This window comes from Gluconobacter sp. DsW_056, from assembly GCF_002153595.1.
GTDB classification, from domain to species: Bacteria; Pseudomonadota; Alphaproteobacteria; order Acetobacterales; family Acetobacteraceae; genus Gluconobacter; species Gluconobacter albidus.
On the sequence record NZ_JOPF01000001.1, the window covers coordinates 98,072 to 123,128 of the forward strand.

At 61.7% G+C, this 25,057-nt stretch carries 27 protein-coding genes and 1 tRNA gene; 13 read left to right on the forward strand and 15 right to left on the reverse strand.

Annotation, left to right across the window (positions count from 1 at the left end):
* The first annotated feature begins 145 nt into the window (after positions 1 to 145).
* From rfbB to HK22_RS00515, 5 genes are all read left to right on the forward strand, one after another.
* Positions 146 to 1,201 (forward strand): dTDP-glucose 4,6-dehydratase, encoded by a 1,056-nt coding sequence (gene rfbB, locus HK22_RS00495; protein ID WP_086647946.1) that lies wholly within the window; start codon positions 146 to 148, stop codon positions 1,199 to 1,201.
* A 20-nt stretch (positions 1,202 to 1,221) separates the two neighbouring features.
* Positions 1,222 to 2,088, forward strand: a complete 867-nt coding sequence (gene rfbA / locus HK22_RS00500; RefSeq protein ID WP_062107195.1) for a glucose-1-phosphate thymidylyltransferase RfbA — start codon at positions 1,222 to 1,224, stop codon at positions 2,086 to 2,088.
* Between the two features lie 82 nt (positions 2,089 to 2,170).
* Complete coding sequence (gene rfbC / locus HK22_RS00505; RefSeq protein WP_062107152.1) at positions 2,171 to 2,734, forward strand: dTDP-4-dehydrorhamnose 3,5-epimerase; 564 nt, start codon at positions 2,171 to 2,173, stop codon at positions 2,732 to 2,734.
* Positions 2,735 to 2,742: 8 nt separating this feature from the next.
* The gene (gene rfbD, locus HK22_RS00510; protein ID WP_086647994.1) at positions 2,743 to 3,633 is read left to right on the forward strand and encodes a dTDP-4-dehydrorhamnose reductase; all 891 of its coding nucleotides are present in this window, start codon (positions 2,743 to 2,745) and stop codon (positions 3,631 to 3,633) included.
* Positions 3,634 to 3,741: 108 nt separating this feature from the next.
* Positions 3,742 to 4,692, forward strand: a complete 951-nt coding sequence (locus tag HK22_RS00515; RefSeq protein WP_086647947.1) for a glycosyltransferase — start codon at positions 3,742 to 3,744, stop codon at positions 4,690 to 4,692.
* On the opposite strand, the gene HK22_RS00520 is transcribed toward HK22_RS00515, so the two are convergent.
* Both HK22_RS00520 and HK22_RS00525 read right to left on the reverse strand, forming a co-directional pair.
* Positions 4,684 to 5,124, reverse strand: a complete 441-nt coding sequence (locus HK22_RS00520) for an HIT family protein (RefSeq protein ID WP_086647948.1) — start codon at positions 5,122 to 5,124, stop codon at positions 4,684 to 4,686. The two genes, HK22_RS00515 and HK22_RS00520, sit on opposite strands and share 9 nt — an antisense overlap.
* A 36-nt stretch (positions 5,125 to 5,160) precedes the next feature.
* Positions 5,161 to 6,645 carry a sugar porter family MFS transporter gene (locus tag HK22_RS00525; protein ID WP_198945440.1) on the reverse strand — a complete coding sequence of 495 codons (1,485 nt, stop codon included), beginning with the start codon at positions 6,643 to 6,645 and terminating at the stop codon, positions 5,161 to 5,163.
* 120 nt (positions 6,646 to 6,765) lie between these two features.
* Between HK22_RS00525 and HK22_RS15415 the strand changes: the two genes are divergently transcribed.
* Complete coding sequence (locus tag HK22_RS15415) at positions 6,766 to 6,894, forward strand: hypothetical protein (protein ID WP_255308576.1); 129 nt, start codon at positions 6,766 to 6,768, stop codon at positions 6,892 to 6,894.
* Here the strand turns inward: HK22_RS15415 and HK22_RS00530 are convergent.
* The 4 genes from HK22_RS00530 to HK22_RS00545 all read right to left on the reverse strand — a co-directional run bounded on the left by HK22_RS00530 (position 6,881) and on the right by HK22_RS00545 (position 9,732).
* On the reverse strand, positions 6,881 to 7,687 hold the full coding sequence (locus HK22_RS00530) for a metal ABC transporter permease (RefSeq protein WP_086647949.1): 807 nt from the start codon (positions 7,685 to 7,687) through the stop codon (positions 6,881 to 6,883). The two genes, HK22_RS15415 and HK22_RS00530, sit on opposite strands and share 14 nt — an antisense overlap.
* Positions 7,674 to 8,363, reverse strand: coding sequence for an ATP-binding cassette domain-containing protein (locus HK22_RS00535; RefSeq protein ID WP_086647950.1), 690 nt, complete (start codon positions 8,361 to 8,363; stop codon positions 7,674 to 7,676). The genes HK22_RS00530 and HK22_RS00535 overlap by 14 nt, the downstream gene beginning before the upstream one ends.
* On the reverse strand, positions 8,350 to 9,249 hold the full coding sequence (locus HK22_RS00540; RefSeq protein WP_233142287.1) for a metal ABC transporter solute-binding protein, Zn/Mn family: 900 nt from the start codon (positions 9,247 to 9,249) through the stop codon (positions 8,350 to 8,352). The genes HK22_RS00535 and HK22_RS00540 overlap by 14 nt, the downstream gene beginning before the upstream one ends.
* Before the next feature lie 75 nt (positions 9,250 to 9,324).
* Complete coding sequence (locus HK22_RS00545; protein ID WP_086647951.1) at positions 9,325 to 9,732, reverse strand: lytic transglycosylase domain-containing protein; 408 nt, start codon at positions 9,730 to 9,732, stop codon at positions 9,325 to 9,327.
* 106 nt (positions 9,733 to 9,838) lie between these two features.
* Between HK22_RS00545 and HK22_RS00550 the strand changes: the two genes are divergently transcribed.
* Positions 9,839 to 10,315: a YbaK/EbsC family protein gene (locus HK22_RS00550; protein ID WP_062032727.1), complete on the forward strand. Its 477-nt coding sequence runs from the start codon at positions 9,839 to 9,841 to the stop codon at positions 10,313 to 10,315.
* 9 nt (positions 10,316 to 10,324) lie between these two features.
* Here HK22_RS00550 and galE read toward each other — a convergent pair whose 3' ends face one another.
* The 5 genes from galE to HK22_RS00575 form a co-directional block, all read right to left on the reverse strand.
* Positions 10,325 to 11,314, reverse strand: a complete 990-nt coding sequence (gene galE, locus HK22_RS00555) for a UDP-glucose 4-epimerase GalE (RefSeq protein ID WP_086647952.1) — start codon at positions 11,312 to 11,314, stop codon at positions 10,325 to 10,327.
* Between the two features lie 88 nt (positions 11,315 to 11,402).
* Entirely contained in the window at positions 11,403 to 11,840 is a 438-nt protein-coding gene (locus HK22_RS00560; RefSeq protein ID WP_062032733.1) for a DUF2501 domain-containing protein, read from the reverse strand.
* 111 nt (positions 11,841 to 11,951) lie between these two features.
* Positions 11,952 to 13,166 (reverse strand): AGE family epimerase/isomerase, encoded by a 1,215-nt coding sequence (locus tag HK22_RS00565; RefSeq protein ID WP_233142290.1) that lies wholly within the window; start codon positions 13,164 to 13,166, stop codon positions 11,952 to 11,954.
* A gap of 63 nt (positions 13,167 to 13,229) precedes the next feature.
* A tRNA-Ala gene (locus HK22_RS00570) sits at positions 13,230 to 13,305 on the reverse strand.
* Between the two features lie 104 nt (positions 13,306 to 13,409).
* Entirely contained in the window at positions 13,410 to 14,021 is a 612-nt protein-coding gene (locus HK22_RS00575; RefSeq protein WP_062032740.1) for a Maf family protein, read from the reverse strand.
* 353 nt (positions 14,022 to 14,374) lie between these two features.
* On the opposite strand from HK22_RS00575, the gene hemE reads away from it, so the two are divergent.
* From hemE to hemJ, 3 genes are read left to right on the forward strand one after another with little or no spacing between them, the layout of a single operon-like run.
* Complete coding sequence (gene hemE / locus HK22_RS00580) at positions 14,375 to 15,436, forward strand: uroporphyrinogen decarboxylase (RefSeq protein ID WP_062032743.1); 1,062 nt, start codon at positions 14,375 to 14,377, stop codon at positions 15,434 to 15,436.
* Positions 15,433 to 16,137, forward strand: a complete 705-nt coding sequence (locus HK22_RS00585) for an HAD family phosphatase (RefSeq protein WP_086647954.1) — start codon at positions 15,433 to 15,435, stop codon at positions 16,135 to 16,137. The genes hemE and HK22_RS00585 overlap by 4 nt, the downstream gene beginning before the upstream one ends.
* Positions 16,134 to 16,580, forward strand: a complete 447-nt coding sequence (hemJ, locus tag HK22_RS00590; RefSeq protein WP_062032749.1) for a protoporphyrinogen oxidase HemJ — start codon at positions 16,134 to 16,136, stop codon at positions 16,578 to 16,580. The genes HK22_RS00585 and hemJ overlap by 4 nt, the downstream gene beginning before the upstream one ends.
* 102 nt (positions 16,581 to 16,682) lie before the next feature.
* On the opposite strand, the gene HK22_RS00595 is transcribed toward hemJ, so the two are convergent.
* Positions 16,683 to 17,654, reverse strand: a complete 972-nt coding sequence (locus HK22_RS00595; RefSeq protein WP_086647955.1) for an SDR family oxidoreductase — start codon at positions 17,652 to 17,654, stop codon at positions 16,683 to 16,685.
* 23 nt (positions 17,655 to 17,677) lie between these two features.
* Positions 17,678 to 18,277 (reverse strand): DedA family protein, encoded by a 600-nt coding sequence (locus tag HK22_RS00600; RefSeq protein WP_194255517.1) that lies wholly within the window; start codon positions 18,275 to 18,277, stop codon positions 17,678 to 17,680.
* A gap of 150 nt (positions 18,278 to 18,427) precedes the next feature.
* Between HK22_RS00600 and HK22_RS00605 the strand changes: the two genes are divergently transcribed.
* Positions 18,428 to 20,347 carry a prolyl oligopeptidase family serine peptidase gene (locus tag HK22_RS00605; RefSeq protein ID WP_086647956.1) on the forward strand — a complete coding sequence of 640 codons (1,920 nt, stop codon included), beginning with the start codon at positions 18,428 to 18,430 and terminating at the stop codon, positions 20,345 to 20,347.
* A 19-nt stretch (positions 20,348 to 20,366) separates the two neighbouring features.
* On the opposite strand, the gene HK22_RS00610 is transcribed toward HK22_RS00605, so the two are convergent.
* Entirely contained in the window at positions 20,367 to 20,714 is a 348-nt protein-coding gene (locus HK22_RS00610; protein WP_086647997.1) for a hypothetical protein, read from the reverse strand.
* Between the two features lie 428 nt (positions 20,715 to 21,142).
* Between HK22_RS00610 and HK22_RS00615 the strand changes: the two genes are divergently transcribed.
* Positions 21,143 to 22,108 carry a DMT family transporter gene (locus tag HK22_RS00615; RefSeq protein WP_233142292.1) on the forward strand — a complete coding sequence of 322 codons (966 nt, stop codon included), beginning with the start codon at positions 21,143 to 21,145 and terminating at the stop codon, positions 22,106 to 22,108.
* Between the two features lie 83 nt (positions 22,109 to 22,191).
* Here the strand turns inward: HK22_RS00615 and HK22_RS00620 are convergent, their stop codons facing one another.
* Positions 22,192 to 23,490: an MATE family efflux transporter gene (locus tag HK22_RS00620; RefSeq protein WP_086647999.1), complete on the reverse strand. Its 1,299-nt coding sequence runs from the start codon at positions 23,488 to 23,490 to the stop codon at positions 22,192 to 22,194.
* Between the two features lie 246 nt (positions 23,491 to 23,736).
* Here HK22_RS00620 and flgE point away from each other — a divergent pair, with 246 nt between their 5' ends.
* Complete coding sequence (gene flgE, locus HK22_RS00625; protein WP_233142295.1) at positions 23,737 to 25,044, forward strand: flagellar hook protein FlgE; 1,308 nt, start codon at positions 23,737 to 23,739, stop codon at positions 25,042 to 25,044.
* Positions 25,045 to 25,057 lie beyond the last annotated feature (13 nt).

Sequence of the window (25,057 nt, forward strand, 5' to 3'; positions counted from 1 at the left end):
AGCGCGAGAGGCGAAAGCAGTCCGTGAAAATCATCTTAGCGATGTTGCCGAAGCTCTCGCAGCGTTATTTGCGCTGTTCCAACAACACTGTAAGATCAAATAACTCTGCAGGGGTTCAGACCCTGATTTTAACCAAGAGGTTCAAATGCGGATTTTGCTGACAGGCGGTTGCGGCTTCATAGGATCGGCCGTGATACGCCATCTGATCCGGAACACGGACCATTCGGTCCTGAATGTTGACTGCATGACTTATGCAGCCTCGGAAGATACCGTCAGCGAAGTCGCAGGCGATCCCCGTTACTCCCACGCCCGTGCCAATATTGTGAACGGCGTGGAAATGCAGCGCCTGTTCGAGGAATACCGCCCCGACGCCGTCATGCATCTCGCGGCCGAAAGCCATGTGGACCGCTCGATCGACGGCCCCGGCATTTTCATCCAGACAAACGTCGTCGGCACCTACTCCCTGCTCGAAGCGGCCCGCAAATACTGGAACACACTGGGAGACTCCGAAAAGCAGGCCTTCCGCTTCCATCATATTTCCACGGACGAAGTCTTCGGCCATCTGGAGCCGAACGATCCACCCTTCACCGAAACCACCCCCTACGATCCCCGCAGCCCGTACTCGGCCTCCAAGGCGTCGTCCGACCATCTGGTCCGCGCCTGGTTCCACACCTACGGCCTGCCGACCTTCGTCACCAACACCACCAATAATTACGGCATCTGGCACTTCCCGGAAAAACTGATCCCGCTGGTCACGATCAATGCGATCGAAGGCCGCGATCTTCCGGTTTACGGCAAGGGTGAGAACGTCCGCGACTGGCTGTTCGTCGAGGACCATGCCGAAGCTCTGGTCAAGGCGGTCGAAACCGGAAAGCCCGGCGAAACTTATGCCATCGGTGCCCGCCAGCCCCGCACTAATCTTGAAGTCGTCAAGAAGATCTGCGCCGTCCTCGACGAGCTTCAGCCGGACCCGGCCGGCCCGCGCGAGCGCCTGATCCGCTTCGTCACCGACCGCCCCGGCCATGATTTCCGCTACGAGATCGATCCGTCTCACGCCGAGAAGGAACTCGACTGGAAAGCGACGCACGATTTCGAAAGCGGTCTGCGCAAGACGGTTCAGTGGTATCTCGACAACCGCGCCTGGTGGGAAGGAATCCGCTCCAAGCGCTATACCGGCCAGAGACTGGGAGCCAGCAAGTGAGCACCATCGAAACCAAGCCCATGAAGGGCATCATCCTCGCCGGCGGGTCGGGCACACGCCTGTATCCCATGACCATGGCAGCCTCCAAGCAGCTACTGCCGGTCTATGACAAGCCAATGATCTATTATCCCCTTTCCACGCTGATGCTGGCGGGAATCCGGGACATCATGATCATCACGACGCCCCATGACATGCCCCAGTTCCAGCGACTGCTGGGCGACGGTTCGCAGTTCGGCGTCACCTTCGAATATCGCGTCCAGCCCTCCCCCGACGGTCTGGCGCAGGCCTTCCTGATCGCCGAAGACTGGATTCAGGGCGCCCCCTGTGCCCTGGCGCTGGGCGACAACCTGATTTTCTCCGAACATCTCGGCGTCCTGCTGCGCGCAGCCTCCAACCGCCCCGAAGGCGCAACCGTCTTCGCCTATCAGGTCCGCGATCCGGAGCGCTACGGCGTGGTCTCCTTCGACGAGAGCGGCCTCGCCCTCAAGGTCGAGGAAAAGCCGACCCATCCGGACTCCAACTGGGCCATCACAGGGCTATATTTCTACGACCACCGCGTCGTGGACTTCGCCAAGAAAGTGAAGCCCAGCCCCCGTGGCGAGCTGGAAATCACCGACCTTAACCGCATGTATCTCGAAGAAGGCACCCTTCAGGTAGACCGTCTGGGCCGCGGCTGCGCCTGGCTCGACGCCGGCATGCCCGACAGCCTGATGCAGGCCGGAACCTTCGTGCAGACCATCCAGTCCCGTCAGGGCATGCTGGTCGGCTCTCCCGCCGAGGTCGCCTTCCGCAACAAGTTCATCAACGCCGACCAGCTTCGCGAGCACGCCAAGAACATGGGCAAGACCGAACTCGGCCGCCTGCTTCGGGAACTGGCCGACAGCTGATTGCCCCCCGGAGATTCCAGCCCGCATCGGCCGGCGGGCGGACCCTCTTTCTCTTGAGCAATTCTCAGAACAGGACTTCAGCATGAAGGTCGAACGTCTTTCCATTCCAGAGGTCATTCTCGTTACGCCTCCCCGTTTTGGTGACAATCGCGGCTTCTTCTCCGAAACCTATAATGTGGATCGCATGAACGATGCCGGCATCACGCTGCCCTTCGTTCAGGACAACCAGAGCCTGTCCCGCCAGAAGGGCGTCGTCCGTGGCCTGCACTGCCAGCTTGCCCCCTACGCACAGGGCAAGCTGGTCCGCGTCACGCGCGGTGCCATCTGGGACGTGGCCGTCGATGCCCGCACGGGATCGCCGACCTATGGCAAATGGGTCGGTGCTGAACTCTCTGCCGAAAACTGGTCGCAGCTCTGGGTTCCGCCCGGCTTTCTGCACGGTTTCGTCACGCTCGAGGAAAACACCGAAGTCCAGTACAAATGCACCTCGCTCTACAGCAAGGTGTCAGAACGTGCGGTCATCTGGAACTGCCCGGAACTGAAGATCGACTGGCCCGTTTCCGAAGCAGATGCCGTCCTGTCCGACAAGGACCTGGTCGCACCGAATTTCTCGGAATCCAAAGGCTGGTTCCAGTACGAAAAGTGAGCATGGCCATGTCAGGCACAGGTCCCATCCTCGTTACCGGCGGCAACGGTCAGCTCGCCACGTCGCTCCAGACGCTCGGCGATGAGCGCGTCATCCGCATCGGACGGCCGGAATTCGATTTCGACCGTCCGGAAACGATCTCCGCTGCCTTCGAAAAGTATAAACCCTCGGTCGTGGTGAACGCGGCCGCCTGGACGGCTGTCGATCTGGCCGAAACAGAAAAAGAGGGCGCTGCCCGCGCCAACACGTCCGGCCCGGCGGCGCTGGCCGCCGCCTGTGCAGGGGCGGACATCCCGTTCATTCACGTCTCAACGGACTATGTCTTCTCCGGTAACAAGGGCGTGCCCTATACCGAAGACGACGCCACGTCTCCCGAGACGGTCTATGGCAGCACCAAAGCCGAAGGCGAACAGGCCGTCCTGACCGCGAACATCAAAAGCATCATCCTGCGCACGGCCTGGGTCTACTCCGCCCATGGCAAGAACTTCGTGCGCACCATGATCAATGCGGGCGCGAAAAACCCCGTGCTCAAGGTGGTGGGAGACCAGAGCGGCAACCCGACCAGCTCGGACGATCTGGCCGAAGCCATTCTTGCCATCATCGCCCTGATCGAACGCGACGGCTGGAAACCACAGTACAGAGGCATTTTCCACGCCAGCGGCTCCGGCGAAACCACGTGGTACGGCCTCGCCGTCGCAGCGCTGGAAGAAGCCGCGAAACACGGTCAGACCATGCCGCAGGTCAATGCCATCCGCACCGAGGACTGGCCTACCCCCGCCAAGCGTCCGCAGGACTCCCGGATGGACAACGACAAGCTCCATCGCGTTTTTGGTGTGAAAATGCCAGAGTGGCGCCACAGCGTGGCGCGTATCGTTCACAAGCTGTTTTCTGAAGCCTGACCGACCGTTGCCCTCTCCCGTCAGGGGGCAACTGCCTGTCTTTCTCTGGCGTTGCGTTGGAATGATTCCCTTTTTCCATCTTTCGGCCTTAAGCCCGGGGGCCGAAACATGACACAGAAAAGGGCCGAACCTTCCCGGCACATCGCCATTCTGCTGTCATTATACAACGGCACAGCCTATCTGGACGCGCAGCTTGCCAGTCTCTTGGCCCAGACCCATACGGACTGGACCCTGTACTGGCGCGACGATGCTTCCACCGATAACTCAAAAAGCCGGATGCGCGCTTTCGCCGAAGGCCCCGGACAGGGACGATGCATCGAAATCACAAGCCTTCATGAACGTCTTGGCGTCGCCGGGTCCTATGCCCATCTGCTCGACGCCATACCGGATACACCCTATGTCGCCTTCGCCGATCAGGACGACATCTGGGAACCGCAGAAACTCGAATGGGCAATGAATGCCGCACAGGATGCCGCCAACCATCACCCGGTTGGAACGCCGCTCCTGTACTGCGCCCGACAGTATCTGACGAATGCGGATCTCGTGATTTTTCAGAAATCCCCGCCCCTGCGACACAAACCCGATTTCCCGGCCTCCCTGACGCAGAACATCGCCACAGGCCATACGGTTCTGCTGAACGCCGCCGCACACCACCTGCTGCGAAACAACCCGCCGCCGCCGTCGATCCTGCATGACTGGTGGGCCTATCTCCTGACGGCCGCTGCGGGCGGAGACATCATTTTCGACACCCGCTGTGTCAGCTACTACCGGCAGCATGCCCATAACACGGTCGGCGCCACCGGCTCCTTTATCCGACGGGCCTGGGCCGCCTGCCGACGCGGTCCCCGCGCTTTCATGACAATCTTTCATGCGAACGTGCAGCATCTTCTGAACCAGCCGGAAATCCTGTCCGCCCCGACGATGCGACTGCTGAACGATATCGCGCAGGCCCGCACCTTCCCGGCCCGTCTACGCCTGCTGTTCAGATACCCCACCCTCCGGCGACAGCGGTTTTCCGAAAATACGGTGTTCCGGATCTGGTATCTGTTCTCACGCTAGTCCCAGAAACCGGCGCATGGCCTCCATGAACGGACCATTCTGCTCCACACTGGATGGACGCGCGGCCTCATAATCGTAAACCGTCCCCGCCGGACGTGTGGCTTTTTCGGGATCTTCGAACGCATAGCGCGGCACGATATGCGTATGCAGGGACGGCGCCAGATTGCACCACGTCTCATAATTGATCCGCACCGCGTCAGTCACCGCCAGCAGCGCATCCCCGACCGCCGCCATATCGGCCAGATACTGCGCCCGCGCCTCACCCTGCAGATCATTGAGTGTCGGCACAACCGGATCGGCCAGAAGCTGACAGTATCCCGGCAGAGGCTGCGTCTCCCCGATCACCAGCCAGCCCGATTTCATACGCCCGATAACAGAAGGGTTGCTGCCACGTCGTGCGGCAGCAACCCTCTGTGCGATAACATCCGTCATTGGTCGGTTCCCCTTCTGCGTGAAGGGGAAAGCGTATCACGCAGCTTCTTCGACGTCCTCGTCTTCGCTCTGCACGATCCGCGTATTCCCGCGCGTGGGGCGGAAGCGCTTTTCAACCAGCGCCTCTTCAATATCTTCCAGAGACGCACCGGCCGTTTCCGGCACGAAGAAGAACACAAAGATAACAGACGCCAGATTGACGAACGCATAGAACCACATCGTCCAGCTCAGCCCGATGGCTTCAGCCATGCTCAGCGCCGTGCTGGTCACCAGAAGATCAGCCCCCCACAGCGTCGCGGCATGAAGCGAGGTCGCCTGTCCACGCATCGAGAGCGGGAACATCTCGGCCCCCAAAAGCCAGCCACAAACCTGGATACCGCCGGAATTGAACATCATGAACAGCAGCAGGAACACCACGATCAGATAGGCCCCCGTGCTGCCCGGAGCCGGATGGCTCAGGAACATCACGCCAAGCCCTACGAGTGACAGCGCAGCCCCCGGCCCCATGATGAGCATCAGACGACGGCGGCCGATCCGGTCCACGAACATGCAGCCCAGAAACGTCATGATGCAGTAAATCACCGCCACACCCAGCGACGCCAGAAGGGCGGAAGACGTGCCGAAACCCGCATCGTTCAGGAAGGTCGGCGTATAGTAGATCATCATCTCCAGCCCGCCGCACTGCGTAAAGAACGCAACGCCGAGTGCCGCCACAAGCGCAGGACGCACCCACGGCTGGAACAGACCGCGCCAACCGCGGTTCTGCGGCTCGATCCCTTCCGCGTTCTCGCGAATGGTCTGGACTTCCCGGCGGATGGCCCGCTTGGTCGTGCGAATGCGGCCAAGCTGGATGATGGCACTCTTCATGCCTTCGTTCTCAGCCGCCCAGCGCGGACTCTTGGGCATAAAGAACATGGAAACGAACACGATTGCGGCCGGAATTGCGGCAATGCCTACCATCGGGCGCCAGCCCCACGCCGTACGCTGGGTGAAGCCGATGATGTTGGCAATCAGAATCCCCAGACCGATCGCCACATTGAACATCGTGACCAGCGTGCCACGACGCTCCTGCGGCGCCAGTTCGGAAATATACATCGGCACGACCTGCGTCGAACCGCCAACCGCCAGCCCCAGCACGAAACGCGCCGCAATCAGGCTCCAGACATCCGGCGCCAGCGAGCAGGCCGTCGCCCCCGCCACGAACACGCCACTGACCAGACAGGTGGTGTTCCGCCGCCCGAACTTCTCCGACAGACTGCCCGCGCCAAAGGCCCCGAAAATCGCCCCCAGAAGGATCGCGGAAGCAACCCATTCCTTCATGGTGGCATTGAGATGGAAATCATCCCCGATCAGAGGCAACGTGCCCGAGATGATGCCGGTGTCATAGCCATACAGACCGCCGCAGATCGCAGCGACCACAGCCGCCAGAATCAGCATCAGCTTGGCATTGGGAGAAACTTCGATGGACGCGGGATCAATATGCTCCCGTCCGGTTCGGACTGTTTTCGTATCGTTTTCCATAAGGGCATAACATATCACGATACGATTGGTTTTTCAGGTTCGGCAGAAAACAGCCGCAAAATGTCCTCAAAATCCGTTCAGGATTGACTATTCCCCCCCAACACCGTCAGGATACGCATTATGCAGACACCCGATACAACCAACGATGTTCCCGTTATTGGTACGAAAGCGCTGATCATCATGCATGTGATGCTGGCTGCATTCATCGCTCTGGTGCATTTCAAGCTGACGAACGCTACGGACTTCTGAACCGCCGCCACAGATCGGCCAGCGCATAGGACAGGGCAGCCCCAAGCCCGATCCAGAACGGAACTGGCGCATCCGTCACCCAGGACAGCATCAGTCCACCCCACGATAATCCCAGCGCCAGCCCGACCGAAACGGCAATCCCCGCCAACGGTCCCAGCCCGAGCTTCAGAGCCGTCGCGGCAGGCCCGATCATCAGACTGAACGCGAGAAGCGCCCCGGCCACTTCCGCACAGGCCGCACAGGCCAGCGCCGCCACAGCCATGAACACCACCGACACCAGCCGCGCCGGAACACCCCGCGCCCGCGCCACTTCCGGTGCCAGACTGGCAAACAGCAGCCGACGCCCCAGAAACGCCAGCAGCCCCAGACACAGCACGGCCACCCCGCACAGCGCCTCCAGCGTCGGCACATCAATGCCCAGAACATCCCCGAACAGCAGCGTGGTCGCAAGGCTGGAGCCCCGGTTGCTCATATGCAGGAACCACGCCCCAAGCCCCAGACTGGCCGCCAGAACAAGCCCGATCGTGCTGTCCCGCTGGGCGGGAACGCCGCGCTCCCCTTCGCGCTCAGCCCCGATAACGAACCCCGCCATCAGACTGAACACCACCATTCCCGAAAGCGGCGGAAAGCCAAGCCAGACCGCTCCGGCCGCCCCGCTGAATCCGATATGCGACAGCGCATGGGCCGCGAACGCCTGACGCCGCAGCATCAGGAACCAGCCCACCGTCCCCGCCAGAACAGACACAACCGCCGCGCCCACAAAGGCATGGCGCATGAAATCAAACTCGAACATGCAGCCCCCCGTCCGCAAGCTGCACAACCCGCGTCACAGCCCCGGACAGGGCCTCGGTTTCATGAGACGTCAGAACAATCCCGATCCCCAGGCGCTCCGTCAGATCCCGCAACAGACGCACCGTCCGCTCCTGCCCCGCCTGATCGAGCGCCGCCAGCGGCTCATCCAGCAACAGCAGATCCGGATTCCCTGCCAGAGCCTGCGCCAGCCCGACCCGCTGACGCTCCCCGCCGGACAGCAGCCCCAGCGGACGATGCGCAAACGCCGAAGCCCCCGTCAGCGCCAGAAGCCGGTCCGCCTCTTCCCGCCGAGACCGCAGACGCAGCGGCAGCCCCCAGCGCACGCCGTCCACCGCCGCCCGCACATGACTGACCGCCGGAAGCAGCAACGCCGCATCCGTCACACTCTGCGGCATGTAACCGATATGCTGCCGGGCCTGCGCCGGCGACAGACCATGCGTGAGAATTTCGCCCGCCTGAAGCGGGATCAGCCCCAGCATCGCCCGCAGCAGCGTGGACTTCCCCGCCCCGTTCCGCCCCGACAGAAGCGTCATGCCCGAAAGCGGCACCATCAGGGACGCCTCCCGCAACACACAGGTCGATCCCGCCGTGAGCGTCACGTCCCGCAAAACCAGCCCACGCTCCGGCTGACAGCAGACCCGTTTATTTTCCGCCATCACCCAGCGCCTGCTCCACCGTCTGAAGAATGCCATGAACCCAGCCCTGCCAGGACTGCCCTGGTGGCAAAGTCTCCCCAATCGCCACGACCGGCAAGCCCACAGCCTGCGCCCGATCCACCAGCCGGTCGATCTGCGGCGAATGAATGGCCGGATTGGTCATCAGCATCCGCACCTTCCGCCCGTCAACCAGCATATCGACCTGCGCCACATCGCGCGGCGACGGCTCCGCATGGTTCATGATCGCAAGCGCAAAATTCTCATCCACAACCGCCAGCCCCGCATCCCGAAGCAACGTCTCCCCGACCGGCTCTACCGCCGCCACGGGCACGGCATCATGACGGGCCTTCATCGCCGCCAGACGGGCCGTCACGCCCTCCAGCTCTTTCCGGAACGCCGCCAGCCGCTCCGCCACGTCCGACGCCGAAATTCCCGGCCGATGCGACAGCCTGTCCGCAAAGACCTGCGCGACTTTCCCTACCGCCACCGGATCGAGAAAGAGATGCGGATTGTCGCCGGGCCGCCACCCCGCCAGAGACGCCACCACGATCCGCTCCGGCACGGAAGCCGTAAAGGGAAGCGCCCAGTCGTCATAGGTCGCGCCATTCACCACCGCGATGGTCGCCCCTGCCATGGCGCGTGCCATGGAGGGCGAGGGCGTCAGATCATGCGGATCAATCCCCGGCGTCGCCAGAAGAGCCTGTGTCTGCACATCCTCCCCCCCGATCTGCGCCGCCACATCACACCAAGCCGCTTCAACGCACACCACACGCACCGGGGATCGGGCCGGAGACAGGGCAGGAACCTGCGCCGGCTCGGTCTGAGCAACGGCTACAGGTCCTGAAATCAGTACAGCCAGCAGAAAAGCCGGAAAAAAACGCATCATGGTCCTCGGGGCAGGGGTCAAGGCTCAGGTGTTATAAAGTAACATTTATGGCCTGACCATCCTCACCGGAACGCCTTATCCCTGACGCAGATAAAGTGCCGCCGCCGCGGCCACAACCCTGCGCTGGTAATCCAGATTGAGCGGCAGCGTGCGGGAATGATAATCCCCAATCGCCTTCATCAGATTGCCATGCTCCTCATTCAGCGCCCTGCGCAGGATCATCGCCGCCGCCGCGATATTGAAACACGGCTCCAGCGCCAGACGCGCCGCAACCTGCGACACGGGCTGACGGGTCATGGAGGCGATCGGCAAAATCCAGCGCGAATTGATCTGCATGAGCCCGATATCGACCGAGCCGTCCGTATTGGTGCTGACATGCCCCATCGTCCCGCCCTCGACCCGCTGGATCGCAGGCAGGATGCGCGGCGGCAGATGGTAATGTAAAGCCGAAGCCAGCATGCAGGCCAGCAGACCGCCAGCCATGATTATGAACGGACCACAGGGTGAATCATGCCCCCGACCCTAGCATCGGACGCGCCTGCCTGCCATCCTGAACCCCTCGTGATGACCGCAAAGGACAGGAGAACACGTGCAGGACACATCCGCGACCCTGACACTGGACGCTCTCGGCATTTCCTATGAACGCCATGTCTATGACTATGACCCCTCAGCAGGGAAACTCGGCGTGGCCGCCGCCGCAGCGCTGGGCCTGTCGCCGGATCACGTCCTCAAGACCCTGATGGTGCAGATCGACGGACGCCCCGCCTGCGTGGTGCTGCCCGCGGATCGCGAACTGGATTTCGCCCGCGTGGCACAGGCCTTCGGAGGGCGGAAAGCCAAGATGCTCTCCCGCCCCGACGCCGAACAGCGCACCGGCTACCGCATCGGCGGCGTGAGCCCCTTCGGACAACGCAGCGCCGTCCCCACGGCCTTCGAACAATGCGGCATGGACGGTCCGCCCGTGGTCATCAACGGCGGACATCAGGGCCTCCTGATCGAACTGTCCCCCCAGGATGCCCTGACCGCCACCGGTGGCCTCGTGGCCGATCTGGTCAAACCCCTTTAAGCGACCGCTTCAAGCAGCGCCATATCCGTCCGGATGGTCCACACGCCAGCGCAGGGCCGTCTCGACGATATCATCAAGCTGACTGAACTTCGGGTCCCAGCCCGTTTCCTTGCGGATCTGCGAAGAATCCGCCACCAGAACCGCCGGATCTCCCCCACGGCGCGGCGCCCATTCCCAGGGCACTTTCCGGCCGCTGACGCGCTCGACACTCTGGACCACTTCCAGATTAGTAAAGCCCAGACCATTGCCCAGATTATACGTCACGGACCGCTCATCGAGCTGCCCCATGGCGCGGATATGCGCATCGGCCAGATCCGTCACATGGATATAATCGCGCACACAGGTGCCATCGCGTGTCGGATAGTCATTCCCGAACAGCTTCAGCCCGGCCCGACGTCCCAGCGCCGCGTCGATAGTCAACGGAATGAGATGCGTCTCCGGCCGGTGATCCTCACCCAGACGCCCCTGTGCATCCGCACCCGCCGCATTGAAATAACGCAGGCACGCGCTCTTCATGCCGCAGATCCGGTCCGCCCAGACCAGCGCCCGCTCGATCAGATATTTGCTCTCGCCATAAGGCGATCCCGGATCCACCGGCGCATCCGCCGAAATCAGCGGCGGGCGGTCATCGCCACCAAACAGCGCCGCCGTCGAAGAGAACACAAAGCGCTTTACGCCATGCCGCGTGCAGGCCTCGATCAGGTTCAGAGCCGTAATGTAATTCCGGCGCAGATAGAGGAAAGGCTGGCTCATGCTTTCGCCCACAAGCGACAGCGCGGCAAAATGCAGAACCGCATCCCACTGCCCCGAAGCCACAGCCCGGTCCGTCGCCTCCGCATCCGCCAGATCGACGTGCATGAACTGTGCGCCATGCGGCACGGCTGCCCGATGACCCGTGCTCAGATTGTCGAGAACGACAACCTCATGTCCGCCATCCACCAGAGCCTGTGCCAGATGACTTCCGACAAACCCGGCCCCACCCGTAACGAGATACTTCACTGATCCAGTTGTCCTTTTTCCAGAAATACCCAACCCGCCATGACTGATCCATGACGGGCCGGCTCAAGTAAGAGAAGACCAGAACAGGTCAGAGAAGATTCTGGGCGCGGTTGAGGATCATGCTGCACAGCTTCTGCTTCATCTGCCCCTTGAGGCTCGACAGCGACAGCGGATTGCTGCCCCCCGTCAGAAGCTGCCCCTGCTGTCCGGCGGCATAATCGCTGGAGGACGTCACGTCCTGCTTGCCCGTCAGGCTGCTCAGGGCCGAAGTGGCGCTGCTGCCGCTCAGATAGTTGTTCTGCACACAATAGCTCAGAACACCCGCAACATTGCCCGTGCTGGCGGAAGACACGTTCGGCAGCATGCTGCCCATGATGCCGGTGCCCCCGGTCATGCCACTCATGCCCGACATGCCGCTCATGGCATTACCCGCACTGCCAACACCCGGAATAGACTGGGCATGGGCCGAAGACGCAACAAGAGCAGCGGCCACAAGACCCGCGAAGAGACCGTTCGAGTAACGCATCCTATTTCTCCTTCAGAAGACGCTCAGGGCAGCACCTGTCAGAAGTCACCGTCGCTGCCGACATGTTTACCGGAAGTGACGCTAACATAGGATTGCAACGGGTTCACCCGTCTAACGTCCACAGAACTCCCGCGCCGCACCATAAATATGATAGAGCGAACTGGCGGGCACGTCTGATACGGTCGCGTTTCCGAAGGCGTCGAAGCGGTCCACCCACAAAGCGCTTTTCTGGTCGGAACTGAACGTTCCAAAGAAATGCTCCGTCAGCCCCCGGAGAATATCAGGCCTCTCATTCCGACAGACCAGCAGACGACAAAGCTCCGTCTGTGGCCAGATCCGCGTCGCATTTTCGACGGTCTGCCCCCCATCCGTCACGGCATCCCGCACGACGGCGCCCTCCCCGACCCGCGCCAGGCCATGCGCCATTCCGAACGCAAACAGCCCTTCCGCCGCCCGGCCAATCGCCCCGGCTTCCGGCGTCCCGGGCTCCAGACGCAGATAGTCCCGCAACAGCCAGGACCATTCGAAAAGATGCCCCGGCTCCACGCGATTGCCCCCGGCGGGGGCCGTCGGGCGCCAGTCTGTCATGAAATCTTCAAGGAGCGCCCCCGATCCGGGCTGGATGAGCTTCCCCAGAGCCAGCCGCACCAGAGACCGCGCCTCGTCCAGATAAAAGCTGTCCCCCGAAACCTCGAACAGCACCAGAAACGCCTCAAGCAGATGCATGTGCGGATTCTGGTGCCGGACCGCACCTATCAGCGGCACCTCGTCCAGAAACCCGCCATGCTCCGCCCGGAAAATCTGATGCAGCTCCAGCACGGTCTGCCGCGCCACCGCCAGAAAATCCGGATTGCCGCTCAGGCGATACGCCCAGCCATAAGCAAACAGAATGAAAGCATGTGCATACAGGTCCCGCTTCGTCCCGACCGGGGTTCCGTCCGGTGCGACGGAAAAGATCCACCCCGCCTGCCCGTCCCGATGGCGATAAAGCCGCTCGACCTCTTCCAGACACATCAGCGCCTGCCCGGACGCCTCATGCAGCCCGTCCAGCGCCGCCCGACAGAATGTCGAAATCTGCCGCGCCTGCACCATCAGCCGCGATGCCTCCAGAACCAGAGGCTCCCCGGCAAACGTCAGACGCTCGTGATACAGGCGCCTTGTGCGATCAAACCCGGCATCGCTCCAGAACGGCAGCACCGTCCGCGTCAGCCAGCCGCCCCAGAGCGACCGCTGGTCAGCATCCATGAGGGTCGGCAAAGAGGCGTAAGGCGTTCCGGTCTGCATCCGACTGCCGTATGAGAGCTGAACGCCCGCGTCAACAGACACAGACCAGCCTCGACAGAACCAGACCGGAAATTTCAGATTTTAAATTTTCAGGGATAAGGAAACTGGTGGAGCCAATCGGGATCGAACCGACGACCTCCTGAATGCCATTCAGGCGCTCTCCCAACTGAGCTATGGCCCCACATGTTTCATCTGCGGCCCCTTTGGGACGGAGCCGGATGAGGGCGGTATATCGTCATGATTTCGCCCTGACAAGCCTGAAAAACAGATTTTGACAGCAGTTTTTCACGCCGAAATCGCCTTCAGCCTCCGCAGTTCCTCCAATAACGGAAGCAGCGGCAGCCCCAGAACGGCATCCTGCGCCCCTTCGACAGCCGAAAAAAGCTGTATTCCGGGGCCTTCCAGCCGATATGCCCCCACACAGGACAGGATCGCCGCCCCTTCCCGCTCCAGATAGGCCTGAAGGAACGCCTCCGAAAACGCCCGCATCGTCAGACGCGGCGACGCCAGATGCTCCCAGATTTTCTCACCCCCCTTATAGAGAACGACCGCCGTGCGCAGAACATGCGTCCGCCCCCGCAGCCGGCGCAGATGCTCCCCTGCCTCAGCAACAGAGCCCGGTTTGGCAAACGCCACCCCGTCCAGATCGAGAATCTGGTCCGCCGCAACCGTCAGATCATCAAAGCCCACATCCCGTGTCGCGAGATTGGCTTTTGCATCCGCCAGGGCAATCGCCGTTTCCGAAAGCGTATACCCCTGCGCCTCGCAGGACCGCCGCAGCGCCTCCTCATCGAGATCGACCGGTCTGGCCTGCACCGTAAGACCCGCATTTTCGAGCAACATGCGCCGGGCTGACGACCCGCTGGCAAGAATCAGGGAAGTACTGAAAGACATCATGATGTACGACTCCGTACTATCGACTGCGGAAAGAAGGACGAGTACTGCAGGAAACCCTGTGAAGGCATTGCGTCAGTACTGGGGTACATGGGGATAGTACCTGCCCTCCCGAAAGGAGTACCGAGTACCGTGGATTGTACGGTACACCAGCCGGAACTGGGGGTTGTACACAGCCTCTCTGTGGGCAATTCGGGATAGAATCAACGACTCCCTTGCAGACTGCGGCCTCCAGAGTTGTACACAGTGTGAACAAGACGGGGTACATTTTCAGAAAGCCGGGTACCCCGGTATCCACAGGGATCATCTTAACCTCCAGCATTTCTTTCTTTTTTCTTTTATGATTAGTGGGCGGCATGATTTCGGAAAACGCACCTTCCTCACCCTCGTCGAAACCGCTTCTGCGGGCCCTCCGTGGTGAAGCCGTCTGGCCGCCTCCGGTCTGGCTCATGCGTCAGGCAGGCCGCTATCTCCCCGAATTCCGCGCCATGCGCGACAGGGCCGACTTCCTCACCCGGTGCATGACCCCCGACATGGCCACCGAGCTGACAATCCAGCCCATCCGCCGCTACGGCATGGACGGCGCGATCCTGTTTTCCGATATCCTGATCCTGCCCTGGGCCATGGGTCAGTCTCTTGAATTCATCGACGGCCGCGGCCCGGTCCTCGGCGCCATCCGCTCCGAAGCCGACCTCGCCCGGCTCGATCCCAAGCGCGTACAGGACGCCGTTGCACCAGTGCGCGAGACCTTGTCCCGCCTCGCCAAAGAGCTTCCAGACGTCACGACCCTTCTGGGCTTCGCAGGCAGCCCGTTCACCGTCGCCTGCTACATGGTCGAGGGCGGTGGATCGCGGGATTTCGCCGAAACCCGCCGCATGATGCAGACCAACCCTGCCCTGTTCGATCGCCTGATCGACACCCTGACCTCGAGTACCGCCGAGATGCTCTGTGGCCAGATCGAAGCCGGCGCGGAAGCCGTGATGCTGTTCGATTCCTGGGCCGGGATCCTGCCCCCCTCCGCATTCCGCCGCTACGTGATCGAACCGACACGCCAGATCGTCGCGTACATCCGCGCCCGTCACCCCAACACCCCGCTCATCGGCTTCCCACGCCTCGGCGGCATCATGGTCCGCGAATACGCGCAGAAAACCGGTATCAACACGCTGGCGCTCGACACGGTCGCCGACCCGGCCCAGATTTCCGAACTCCTGTCCGAAGCCGTTCCCGGCCTCACCCTTCAGGGCAACATGGACCCGATGATCCTGTTCTCCGGCGGTGAGAAAATGATCCGTGAAGCCCAGGCCATTCGCGACGCAATGCGCGGAAAACCCCATGTTTTCAATCTCGGACACGGCGTCATGCAGCATACGCCCCCTGAAAACGTAGCGGCCCTCGTCGAGGCGGTACGGTCCGTATGACAACCGCCCTGGATCCAGCAGGCCAGCTGAAACTGGTCATTTTCGACTGTGACGGCGTTCTCGTGGACAGCGAAGGCCCGTCCTGCCAGGCCACGGCGGAATTCGCCCGATCCAAGGGCATGTCCATCTCCGACGAAGAGGCGCATCAGCGTTTCGCAGGCATGGCCCTCCCGCAGATCGTAACCGAACTCGAACACGAAATCGGTCATCCCCTGCCGGACGAAACGGCAGTCATCCTGCGCGAAAATCTCGTACAGATGATGCAGAAAATCGCAGAACCCGTAGGCGGTGCGCCCGAAATGCTGGCAGGCGTACGGTCTTCGGGACTGCCGGTTCGCGTCGGCTCGAATTCTTCCGTCCGTGAGATGGAAGCCAAGTTCGAAAAAACCGGAATGTCCCAGTATTTCCCCGAAAACCGCGTCCACTCCGCTAACGATATGGGCTGCCCCAAGCCCGCTCCGGACGTCTATCTGTACGCCGCAAAAACCGAAGACGTTCTGCCAGAATGCTGTGTCGTCATCGAAGACAGCGATACTGGAGCAGAAGCTGCCTGGAAGGCTGGCATGGCCTGTGTGCTGCTTCGTCCCGAAGACATGCCCGCACCGCCCTTCTGGCCCGTCGAAGGCTCGGTCCGCATCGCCCATCTGGACGAGCTGGTACCGCTGCTGCGCCGGACGCTTGAAAGCCAGAAACACGCATGACCGACTTTCTCGCGACGTATCAGAGCTGGATCCTGTCGGTGCACATCATGGCGTTCATCGCCTGGATGGCCGGAACGTTCTATCTCCCGCGCCTGTATGTCTATCACTGTCAGGTGGTACCGGGCTCTGCCGAGAGCGAGCGGTTCAAGGTCATGGAGCGCAAGCTTCTGCGTCAGATCATGACGCCCGCCATGATCGTGACATTCCTCGCAGGCGGCGCCCTGGCCTCCATTCCCGGGCTGATCGACTGGAACGCGGGCTGGTGGTGGACGAAGCTGATCTGCGTCCTCGCCCTCGCCGGATTCCACGGCGCCTGCGGAACATGGCGTCGCGGCTTCGCCGAAGACCGCAACCAGCACCCGGAAAAATTTTACCGGATCGCCAATGAAGTCCCCACCATCCTGATGATGGTCATCGTCATCATGATCATCGTTCGCCCCTGAGAAAGATCCCGAACAAAAGTTTTTGGGTGTCGCCTTTTTTCAAAAAGGTGACAGTCTTCGAAGCTTTTTGAAAAAAAGCTTCACCAAAAACTTTTATGACTTTCAGATCAGGCCGTATCTTACGCCGGTCATCTGTTCCGAGACGGTCCACAGACGCGCGGCCAGTTCGGGTACATGCGCCAGAGCCGGCAGCCCCGCGATCCCCGGCACGCCACGACGTTCTCCCGGCCCCTGCGGGCCATAATAGCTGCCGTCATGCGCCTGCGGACTGGCAAGAGCATAGAGCAGCGGCCACGCCCCCTCCTCGACCGTCTGCCCCATGGCATGAAACACCGGCCCGGCGACACTGCGCGCCAGACTGCGCATGAACCGCGCGGCTTTGTTGGCGGACTGGTCCAGACTGCCGTTATTCGCGACAATATCACTCGCCGCCCAGCCCGGATGCGCCGCACGCGAATGGATGGGCCAAGGCGCTTTCGCAGCCCGGCGGTTCAGTTCGAGCGCAAACAGCAGGTTGGACAGCTTGCTCTGACGATACCGCACCATCGGATTGTAGGAATGCCGCGCATTCAGATCACCAAACGGGATCTCACCCTTCAGCGCCGCCAGAGACGCCACTGTCATGACCGTCGCATTCCCCGCCGCCAGCAACGGCAGCAGCCGCCCGGTCAGAGCGAAATGCCCGAGATGGTTGGTACCGAACTGCAATTCGAACCCGTCTTTCGTCGTCAGACGCGTCGCAGGCCCCATGACTCCGGCATTGTTCGCCAGAAGATGGATCGGCTCGCCCCGGCTGCGCATCGCGGACGCAAACGCTTCGATCCCGGCCAGCGACGCCAGATCCAGCAGCTCGAACCGCGATTTGACGAACGGCACGCGCTCATGAAGCCGTGCCAGCGCCGCCTGTCCCTTGTCATGACTGCGGCCGCTCAGCACGATCGCAGCGCCCTGCCTAGCCAGCCCGCAGGCGACCTCGAACCCCAGCCCCCCTGTCGATCCGGTGATGAGCGCTGTCTTTCCGTCCAGACGTTCAAGAGAGTCGGTAGACCACTCGGGAGCGGAGGGCTGTGTCATGACGTCTGTCCTTCCAGTCTGTGTCAGCTCGGTTTCTTGTCCACACGCGATTCCTCGCGCTTTTCGTCTTCCTCGGCCTGCCGGAGTGCCTCATCCGTCAGGCGCTTCTCGTTTTTCTTGAGAAAAACGAGCGCCCCGATCAGGCAGCAGACCCCCACGACCGCCATGGCGATCCCGACCGGCCCGGTGATCTTCTCGATCTGCTTGCCAAGCTCATAGGTCACAAAGGCATAGCCACCGGCCCAGCAGATGCCACCGAGCGCATTGAAGAACAGGAACGAATGCCAGGGCATCCGGTTCGCTCCGGCCAGCAATGCCACGAACACCCGCAGTACCGCGACGAAACGCCCCAGAAACACGACGATCCCGCCATGCCTGCGGAACAGATACCGCCCCAGCATCAGCCGCTCTTCGGTCAGACCGACTTTCTGGCCGTGCTTTTTCAGAATGCCGTAACCAAAGTGATGGCCGATCAGATAGCCGATATTGTCGCCCATGATGGCACCGAGCACGGCGGCCAGCGCGATCCAGCGGATTTCAAGATGATGGGTGCTGCCCGCATAGAGCGAAGCGGCGATGATGACGCTCTCCGCCGGAAGAGGAAGGCCCATGCTCTCGAACATGACGGTGATGCCGACGACGCCATAGCCATACTGCACCAGCATGTGATCGAGAAAATGACTGAGATGAAACAGTGTCCTGGTCCTGTTCAAGCTGTGGCGGAAGAGAGTGCCACCGGCTACGATACTACGGCATCGGAGACAGGATGAAAAATGACGCCCCCTTCCCCCTCATCTTCCGCAGCCTTGTCGGAACACTGGCCGTCCTGGGTCACGCCCGAACTCGTGGCCGGACGCACCCTGTCCTTCTCCGAACTGCGCACTGCTGGGGAGTGGATCATCTGGCTTGAAAGCCGCCCTGACGAACAGGGCCGCTCCGTCATCACGGCCCGCGACCCTGAAGGAACACTCCGCGACCTGATCCCGGCGGAATACTCGGTCGGCACCCGCGTGCATGAATATGGCGGCGGCGCATGGGACGTGCGCCTGAAAGACAACGCCAAAGACAACGCCCCGCAGGTCGTCTTCAGCGATCGCAAACGTGGCGGCGTCTGGTTCAGCGACGGCACCATCTCCACGCAATGGGCTACGGCGGGTGAAAGTCCCGAACACCGCTACGCCGACCTGACGTTCGATCCGGCTGCCGATGCCGTGTTCTGCGTGCGCGAAAGCCACGGCGACGGCGTGCCCGTCGCAACGCTGGTCCATGCGCAGGCTGACGGACGCGAAACCGTGCTGGTCGAAGGCGCGGATTTCTACGCCGCCCCCCGGCCCTCACCCGATGGAAATTTTCTGGCCTGGTTCAGCTGGAACGACCCGGCCATGCCCTGGACCGCCACGACCCTTTTCGTCGCCCCCTTCGACCGCACAACCGGCACACTCGGCCCCGTCACTGACCTGAACGGACCTGAACCGTGCAGCATCATCGAACCCTGCTGGTCCCCAGACGGCACGCTCTACGCCACGTCCGACGCCTCGGGCCGCTGGACCCCCGTCCGCTTTTCCCATGACGAGACAGGCTGGCACCCCCATTTCCTCGACGGTGCCAACGCCGAAATCGGCCTGCCGCACTGGGTTTTCGGACAGCGCAGTATGGCGCCCCTGCCCGGAAACCGTCTGCTGGCCCTCGGCATCCGCCACGGCCTCAACCACGTCCTGCTGGAAGACAACGGACGCTGGACCGAACTTGCGCTCGGCACGCCCGTCAATGTCCCCGAACCTCTCGGAAACGGACAGTTCGCCTGGATCGACGCCCCGGCCGATGCCCCCGCCGCCATCGCCTTCGGCCGCCTCGGCGAAGCCTGCGACCGCTTCCGCATCAGCGTCACCCTCCCGCACGGTGTCACGAAAGCCGATATCGCAACCCCCACCCCCCTGAGCTTCCCAACCGCAAACGGCGCAGAAGCCCACGCCCTGTTCTACGCCCCAGCCAGCAGCACCAGCGCCCTGCGGGAGGGTGAAAACCCCCCGCTCGTCGTCATGGCGCATGGCGGCCCGACCGGCCGCGCCAATCCGTCCTTTGCCTTCAAGGTGCAGTGGTGGACCTCGCGCGGTTTCGCCGTCCTTGACGTCAATTATCGCGGCTCAACCGGCTTCGGCCGCGCCTACCGCGAAGCACTGGACGGACAATGGGGTGTCGCGGATATCGAAGACTGCCTCGCCGGCGTGCAGGCTGTGCTCGACCGCGGCCTCGCCGACCCCGCCCGCTGCGTCATCCGCGGCAGCAGCGCCGGCGGCCTGACCGTCCTCGGCGCTCTCGCACAGTCAGATCTCTTCGCCGCCGGAACGTCCCTCTATGGCGTCACGGATCTGCGTGCCCTCGCCGAAGAAACGCACAAGTTTGAAGCCCGCTATCTGGACGGCCTGATCGGCCCCTATCCCGAAGACGAGGCCGTGTATCTGAAACGTTCCCCCATCACGCAGGCCGAGGGGATTACCGTTCCTGTCCTGTTCCTGCATGGCGGCGCAGATAAGGTCGTCCCCCTGTCACAGGCGGAGTCCATGCGCACAAAACTCGAACATTCCGCCCTGCACGTCTATCCGGAGGAAGCCCACGGCTTCCGCGCCCGCGAGACCATAGAAGACGCCCTGCAACGGGAACTCGCCTTCTATCAGCAGGTCTTCACCCCATAGATCCAGGCAAATCCCGGTTTCAGTCGTCGGCAAGCCCGAACTGGCTGGGATAGGGCATGGCGTTGCGGCTGAGCTTCTTCTTTTTCCAGTCTGCCAGCGCCCTGTCATATTCGACATGCCGCAGCGCGAACTGTAGCGCTTCCACATGCCGCTCGTCGGCCGGGTCCATCATGTTCCGGCGCCAGCCCGCCGCAATCAGCCAGTATTCCCCGGCCAGCCGCCAGTCTCCGGCCTCATGATGCTCCAGCGCCAGCCGCTCAAGCCCATGATACTTGTTCTTCGGATTGGCGAGCGCTTCGGGCGTGAGAATGAAATCATCCTCTTTCCAGAGGAACGTCGATTTCATGTAGGGAAACTGCCGGGTCATCACACCCGGATCTCCGAAATGCTCTTTAATCAGCATCGGAACCAGCCTGTCGTAAGACCGACGCCATTCACACTGCACAGATCGTTTCCCTGAAAATCACATTGAAAGAGTGCGGCCTCTATAACGAACAGGAACACCAGAGTCGATTTCTTCAACCTGCCCCAGCCACGCCCTATTCCGTATTAATAACAATATAAATGTTATTAATAAATAAATTTATGTTACCATCCAATCTATACCGTAATTGTCAAAGAAAATATTCGAAGTCCCGGAAACGGGTTTGAATTTCCATAATACTTCTTCTAAGAAGCCTGACCGCAATTACCGATGCCCTATTCAGGCCCGAACGCTCTGTCATGCGTTCAGAGGGCACAGGGTTATTTTTTCGGCACGATTCCTCCTCTCTCCCGTCAGAGTCCCCGAGCCTTATGGACACCAAAACCCTCTTCTCCGGAATGGCCCTGGCCTTCGGAGCATACTCCGCGTTCGCCATCAGCGACGCCTTTTCCAAACTGCTGGACGGGGGTCTCGATCCCTTCGAGGTTGCGTTTTTCGGCGGGGTGTTCGGGTTCCTCATTCTTCCCTTCATCCGCAAATCAAACGAATCCTACCTCGACATCGTGCGCCCGAAACTTCGCGGCATGTGGCTGCTACGGGCTGTCTGCGTCTTCGTCGCCACGGCTGCCAGCGTCGAAGCTTTCATGCTGCTCTCGATGCCCGAGGCGCTGTCGATCACCTTCCTGATGCCGCTGTTCGTTACGATCCTTTCCGTCTTGCTGCTCAAGGAGAAAGTGACGTTCTGGGCGTGGCTTGCGGTCGCTTTGGGCTTTGCGGGCGTTCTGATCGTGCTGCGTCCGGGAATGCGTCCGCTCAATCTGGGCCATCTCTGTGCGCTTCTGGCAGCCTGCGCCAATGCGGGCAGCGTGATCGCCTACCGGATCGCCAGCAAGGAAACCGTGCGCCTGTCGCTCTTCGGGTCCAGCCTGATGGGCGCACTGGTCGGCAACGGTCTCCTCATGCTCGCCCACGCCACATGGCCCTCCAACACAAAGATCTGGTTCTACCTGTTCGGCTACGGCTCCCTGGCCGCCCTCGGACAGCTCTGCATGATGCTCGCAACCGCCAGAGCACCGGCAAACCGCGTAGCCTTGCCGCAATACAGCCAGATGGCCTGGGGTGTCGCGCTGAGCTACTTCCTGTTCAAACAGCCGCTCGATCGCTGGACCTTCGTCGGCATCGCGGTGCTGACAGCATCAGGCATGCTGAACTGGATCCGTCAGCGCATCCGCTACGAAAAGATGGCGATGAAAGAGCGTCTCGAACGTCTCAAGGCGCGCAAAGTCGCCAAGGGAAACCTCAAAGCCGCCAAGCAGAGCGCGCTCTCCACACGCTGACCCCCCGTTCCGCCGCCCCGGACCAGAACACCGGTCTCCGGGGCCGTGCTGACACGCTGAACGACGCGCGCTGAACGACGAACTCAGGGCCTTACGATATCCGGCTCCAGCTTCCGGATGACCCGAAACGCCGTCACCACGGCCAGACTGCCAAACAGCACCACCCCCAGCGACTGCCCGACCAGAATCCCGATCGGCCCATAAGCAGACCCGATCCAGACGAACGGAATGGTCCCCAGCGTCGCCCGGCCCCAGTTGAAACCCGTGGAATAGAACGGGTGCCCCAGATTGTTGAACGCTGTATTGGCCACAAACAGCAGCCCTACAAACATGTAACTCAGCACCAGCCAGCAGCAGAACAGTCGCACGATGTCCACGCCCACACCCTGAAGCTCGAAAAGCTGGATGATGTAAGTGTGCGCCGCCGCCAGAACCAGCCACGTCGTGCCCACGCAAAGCGCCGTCAGCTTCAGCGCTGCCAGAAGCGCCTCCTGCACGCGATGGATCTGCCGCGCCCCAAGGTTCTGCGCCATGATCGGCCCGACCGAGCCCGTCAGTGCAAAAACGAGCGAAAACGCCACCGGCACGATCCGGTCGATGGTCGCCTGCCCCGAAACGGCATTCAGTCCGAACCGCGCCATCGCATGCGTCACAAACAGCGCGCCCGTCGGCGTCGCCAGATTGGTCGCAATCGCCGGAACCGCAATCCCGCCAATCAGCCGCGTGGACGGCCCGAAAGCGGAACGCTGCGGCCATTCCAGCATGGCATGACCCCGAAGGTTCAGAAATCCGCTCGCCGTAATGGCCAGCCGCGCCAGAACCGTGCTGATCGCAGCACCCTCAAGCCCCAGATGCAGCCCGAAAATCATGATCGGGTCCAGACACGCGGACACAGCCGCCCCGGTCAGTGTCACCCGCATCGAGCGTTTCGCATCCCCGACTGCCCGCAGCAGTGACGACAGCGCCATCCCCAGACACACAAGCGGCAGCGCCGGCGACACGATGTGCAGGAAGGTGGCCGCATGCTCCTGCGCCTCGCCATGCGCGCCCAGAAGCCCGAGCAGAGGCATGGCAAAGGTCGCCGTCAACAGGCCCAGAACGGCCGCAATCGCCACCATGACCACCAGAAATGCCGAGGCCATCCGACGCGCCTCGGCATGCTGACACGCCCCGATCAGCCGCCCCGTGCAGGCCCCGAGCCCGATCGTCATGCCAATGGAAACCGACACCTGCACGTAACTGACCGCCGTCGCAAACGCGATCGCCGCCGTCAGTGTCTTGTCATGCAGATGCGAAATATAACCGTAATTGAGCAGATCCACGGCAAACACGGCCATCAGCCCAATCGCCCCGGTTCCGGCCATGGTCACGACATGACGCATGATGCTGCCATGAACGAATCTGGCCGGTCTTACCGGAGAATCGTCAGGAATACAGGGCTTTTTGGGGTCGTCATCTGGCTCTGGCATGTCACTGTATCATGCCTGTTTCAGGGCCGGAGAACCAGAGGCCGCCAGCGTTTTTTCGCCCCCGTCCCAGCCTTGTCTCCGTTCGTAACAACAGGCGAATCTGCCCTTTTTGCGCTTGTAAGGACTTCTTTAATATCCCCTGTGGAATCCTCGGCAGTGATGCTCGGGCATACGACCCGCAGCCTGTTCCATGTCCGGGAGTATGCCATGTCCTCGATCATCAACGCGGTTCACACCGCCGTCAGCGGCCTGAACTCGCAGTCACACGCCTTCAGCGACCTGTCCAACAACATCGCCAACAGCCAGACCAACGGTTACAAGGCCAGCACCACCAGCTTCGAGGACTATGTCACCAACAACAGCCTCGCCAGTGACGGCGAATCCCTGAGCGACAGCGTCGTCGCCACCACCCGCCAGCACAACGACAACCAGGGCATGGTGACGACCTCGACCAACAGCACGGCCCTCGCCATTTCCGGTAACGGGTTCTTCAACGTCGTGCAGGCCACCGGTCAGAGCAACGACAGCACCCCCGTCCTCGGCACACAGCAGTATTACACCCGCAATGGTGACTTCTCGCAGGACAAGAACGGCTATCTGGTCAACACGTCCGGCTATTACCTCGAAGGCTATAACGTCAACGCCTCCACAGGCACCCTGAGCACTACGCTGAACCCCATTCAGGTGCCCTCCACCATCAAGTTCCAGCCGACCGAGAGCACGAAGCTGACCCTGACCGGCCAGATCGGCAGCACCGCCACTTCCAGCGGCGGAAGCGCCACGACGTCGGCCACAGCCTATGACAGCAAAGGCAACGCCCAGACCGTCTCCCTGAACTGGACGCAGGTCGACGCCACCACCTGGACCGTCAGCAACCCCAATGACGCGACCAACAGCGCGACCGTGAAGTTCGATTCCTCCACCGGCGCCATCGCCTCCGTCAACGGACAGACCCAGGCCTCCGGCTCTACGGCCAGCTTCGAATATGACGGTGCGCCCCAGAACATGACCGTCAGCCTCGGAACCATCGGCGGCACGAGCGGCGTCAGCCTCGCAACGGACGGCTCTACCCCGACGGGCGTCACGGGGGTTTCCGACAGCGTGACCACCGGCACGTTCTCCGGCATTTCCATGCAGACGGACGGCTCGGTCATGGCAACCTTCGACAACGGCTACTCCCAGCTCGTCGCCAAGATCCCGCTGACGACCTTCGCCGACCCCAACAGCCTCTCTCCCCAGAACGGACAGGCCTACACCGCCACCTCACAGTCCGGCACCCCGCAGATCAACGCCGTCAATACCAATGGTGCCGGCACCCTGAGCACGGCCTCGGTCGAAGAATCCACCACCGATCTGACAGGTGATCTCAGCAAGCTGATTGTGGCGCAGCAGGCCTATGGCGCGAACACGAAAGTCGTCTCCACGGCCGACCAGCTTCTTCAAACAACCCTGGCGATGATCCAGTAAGCACGACTGAAGG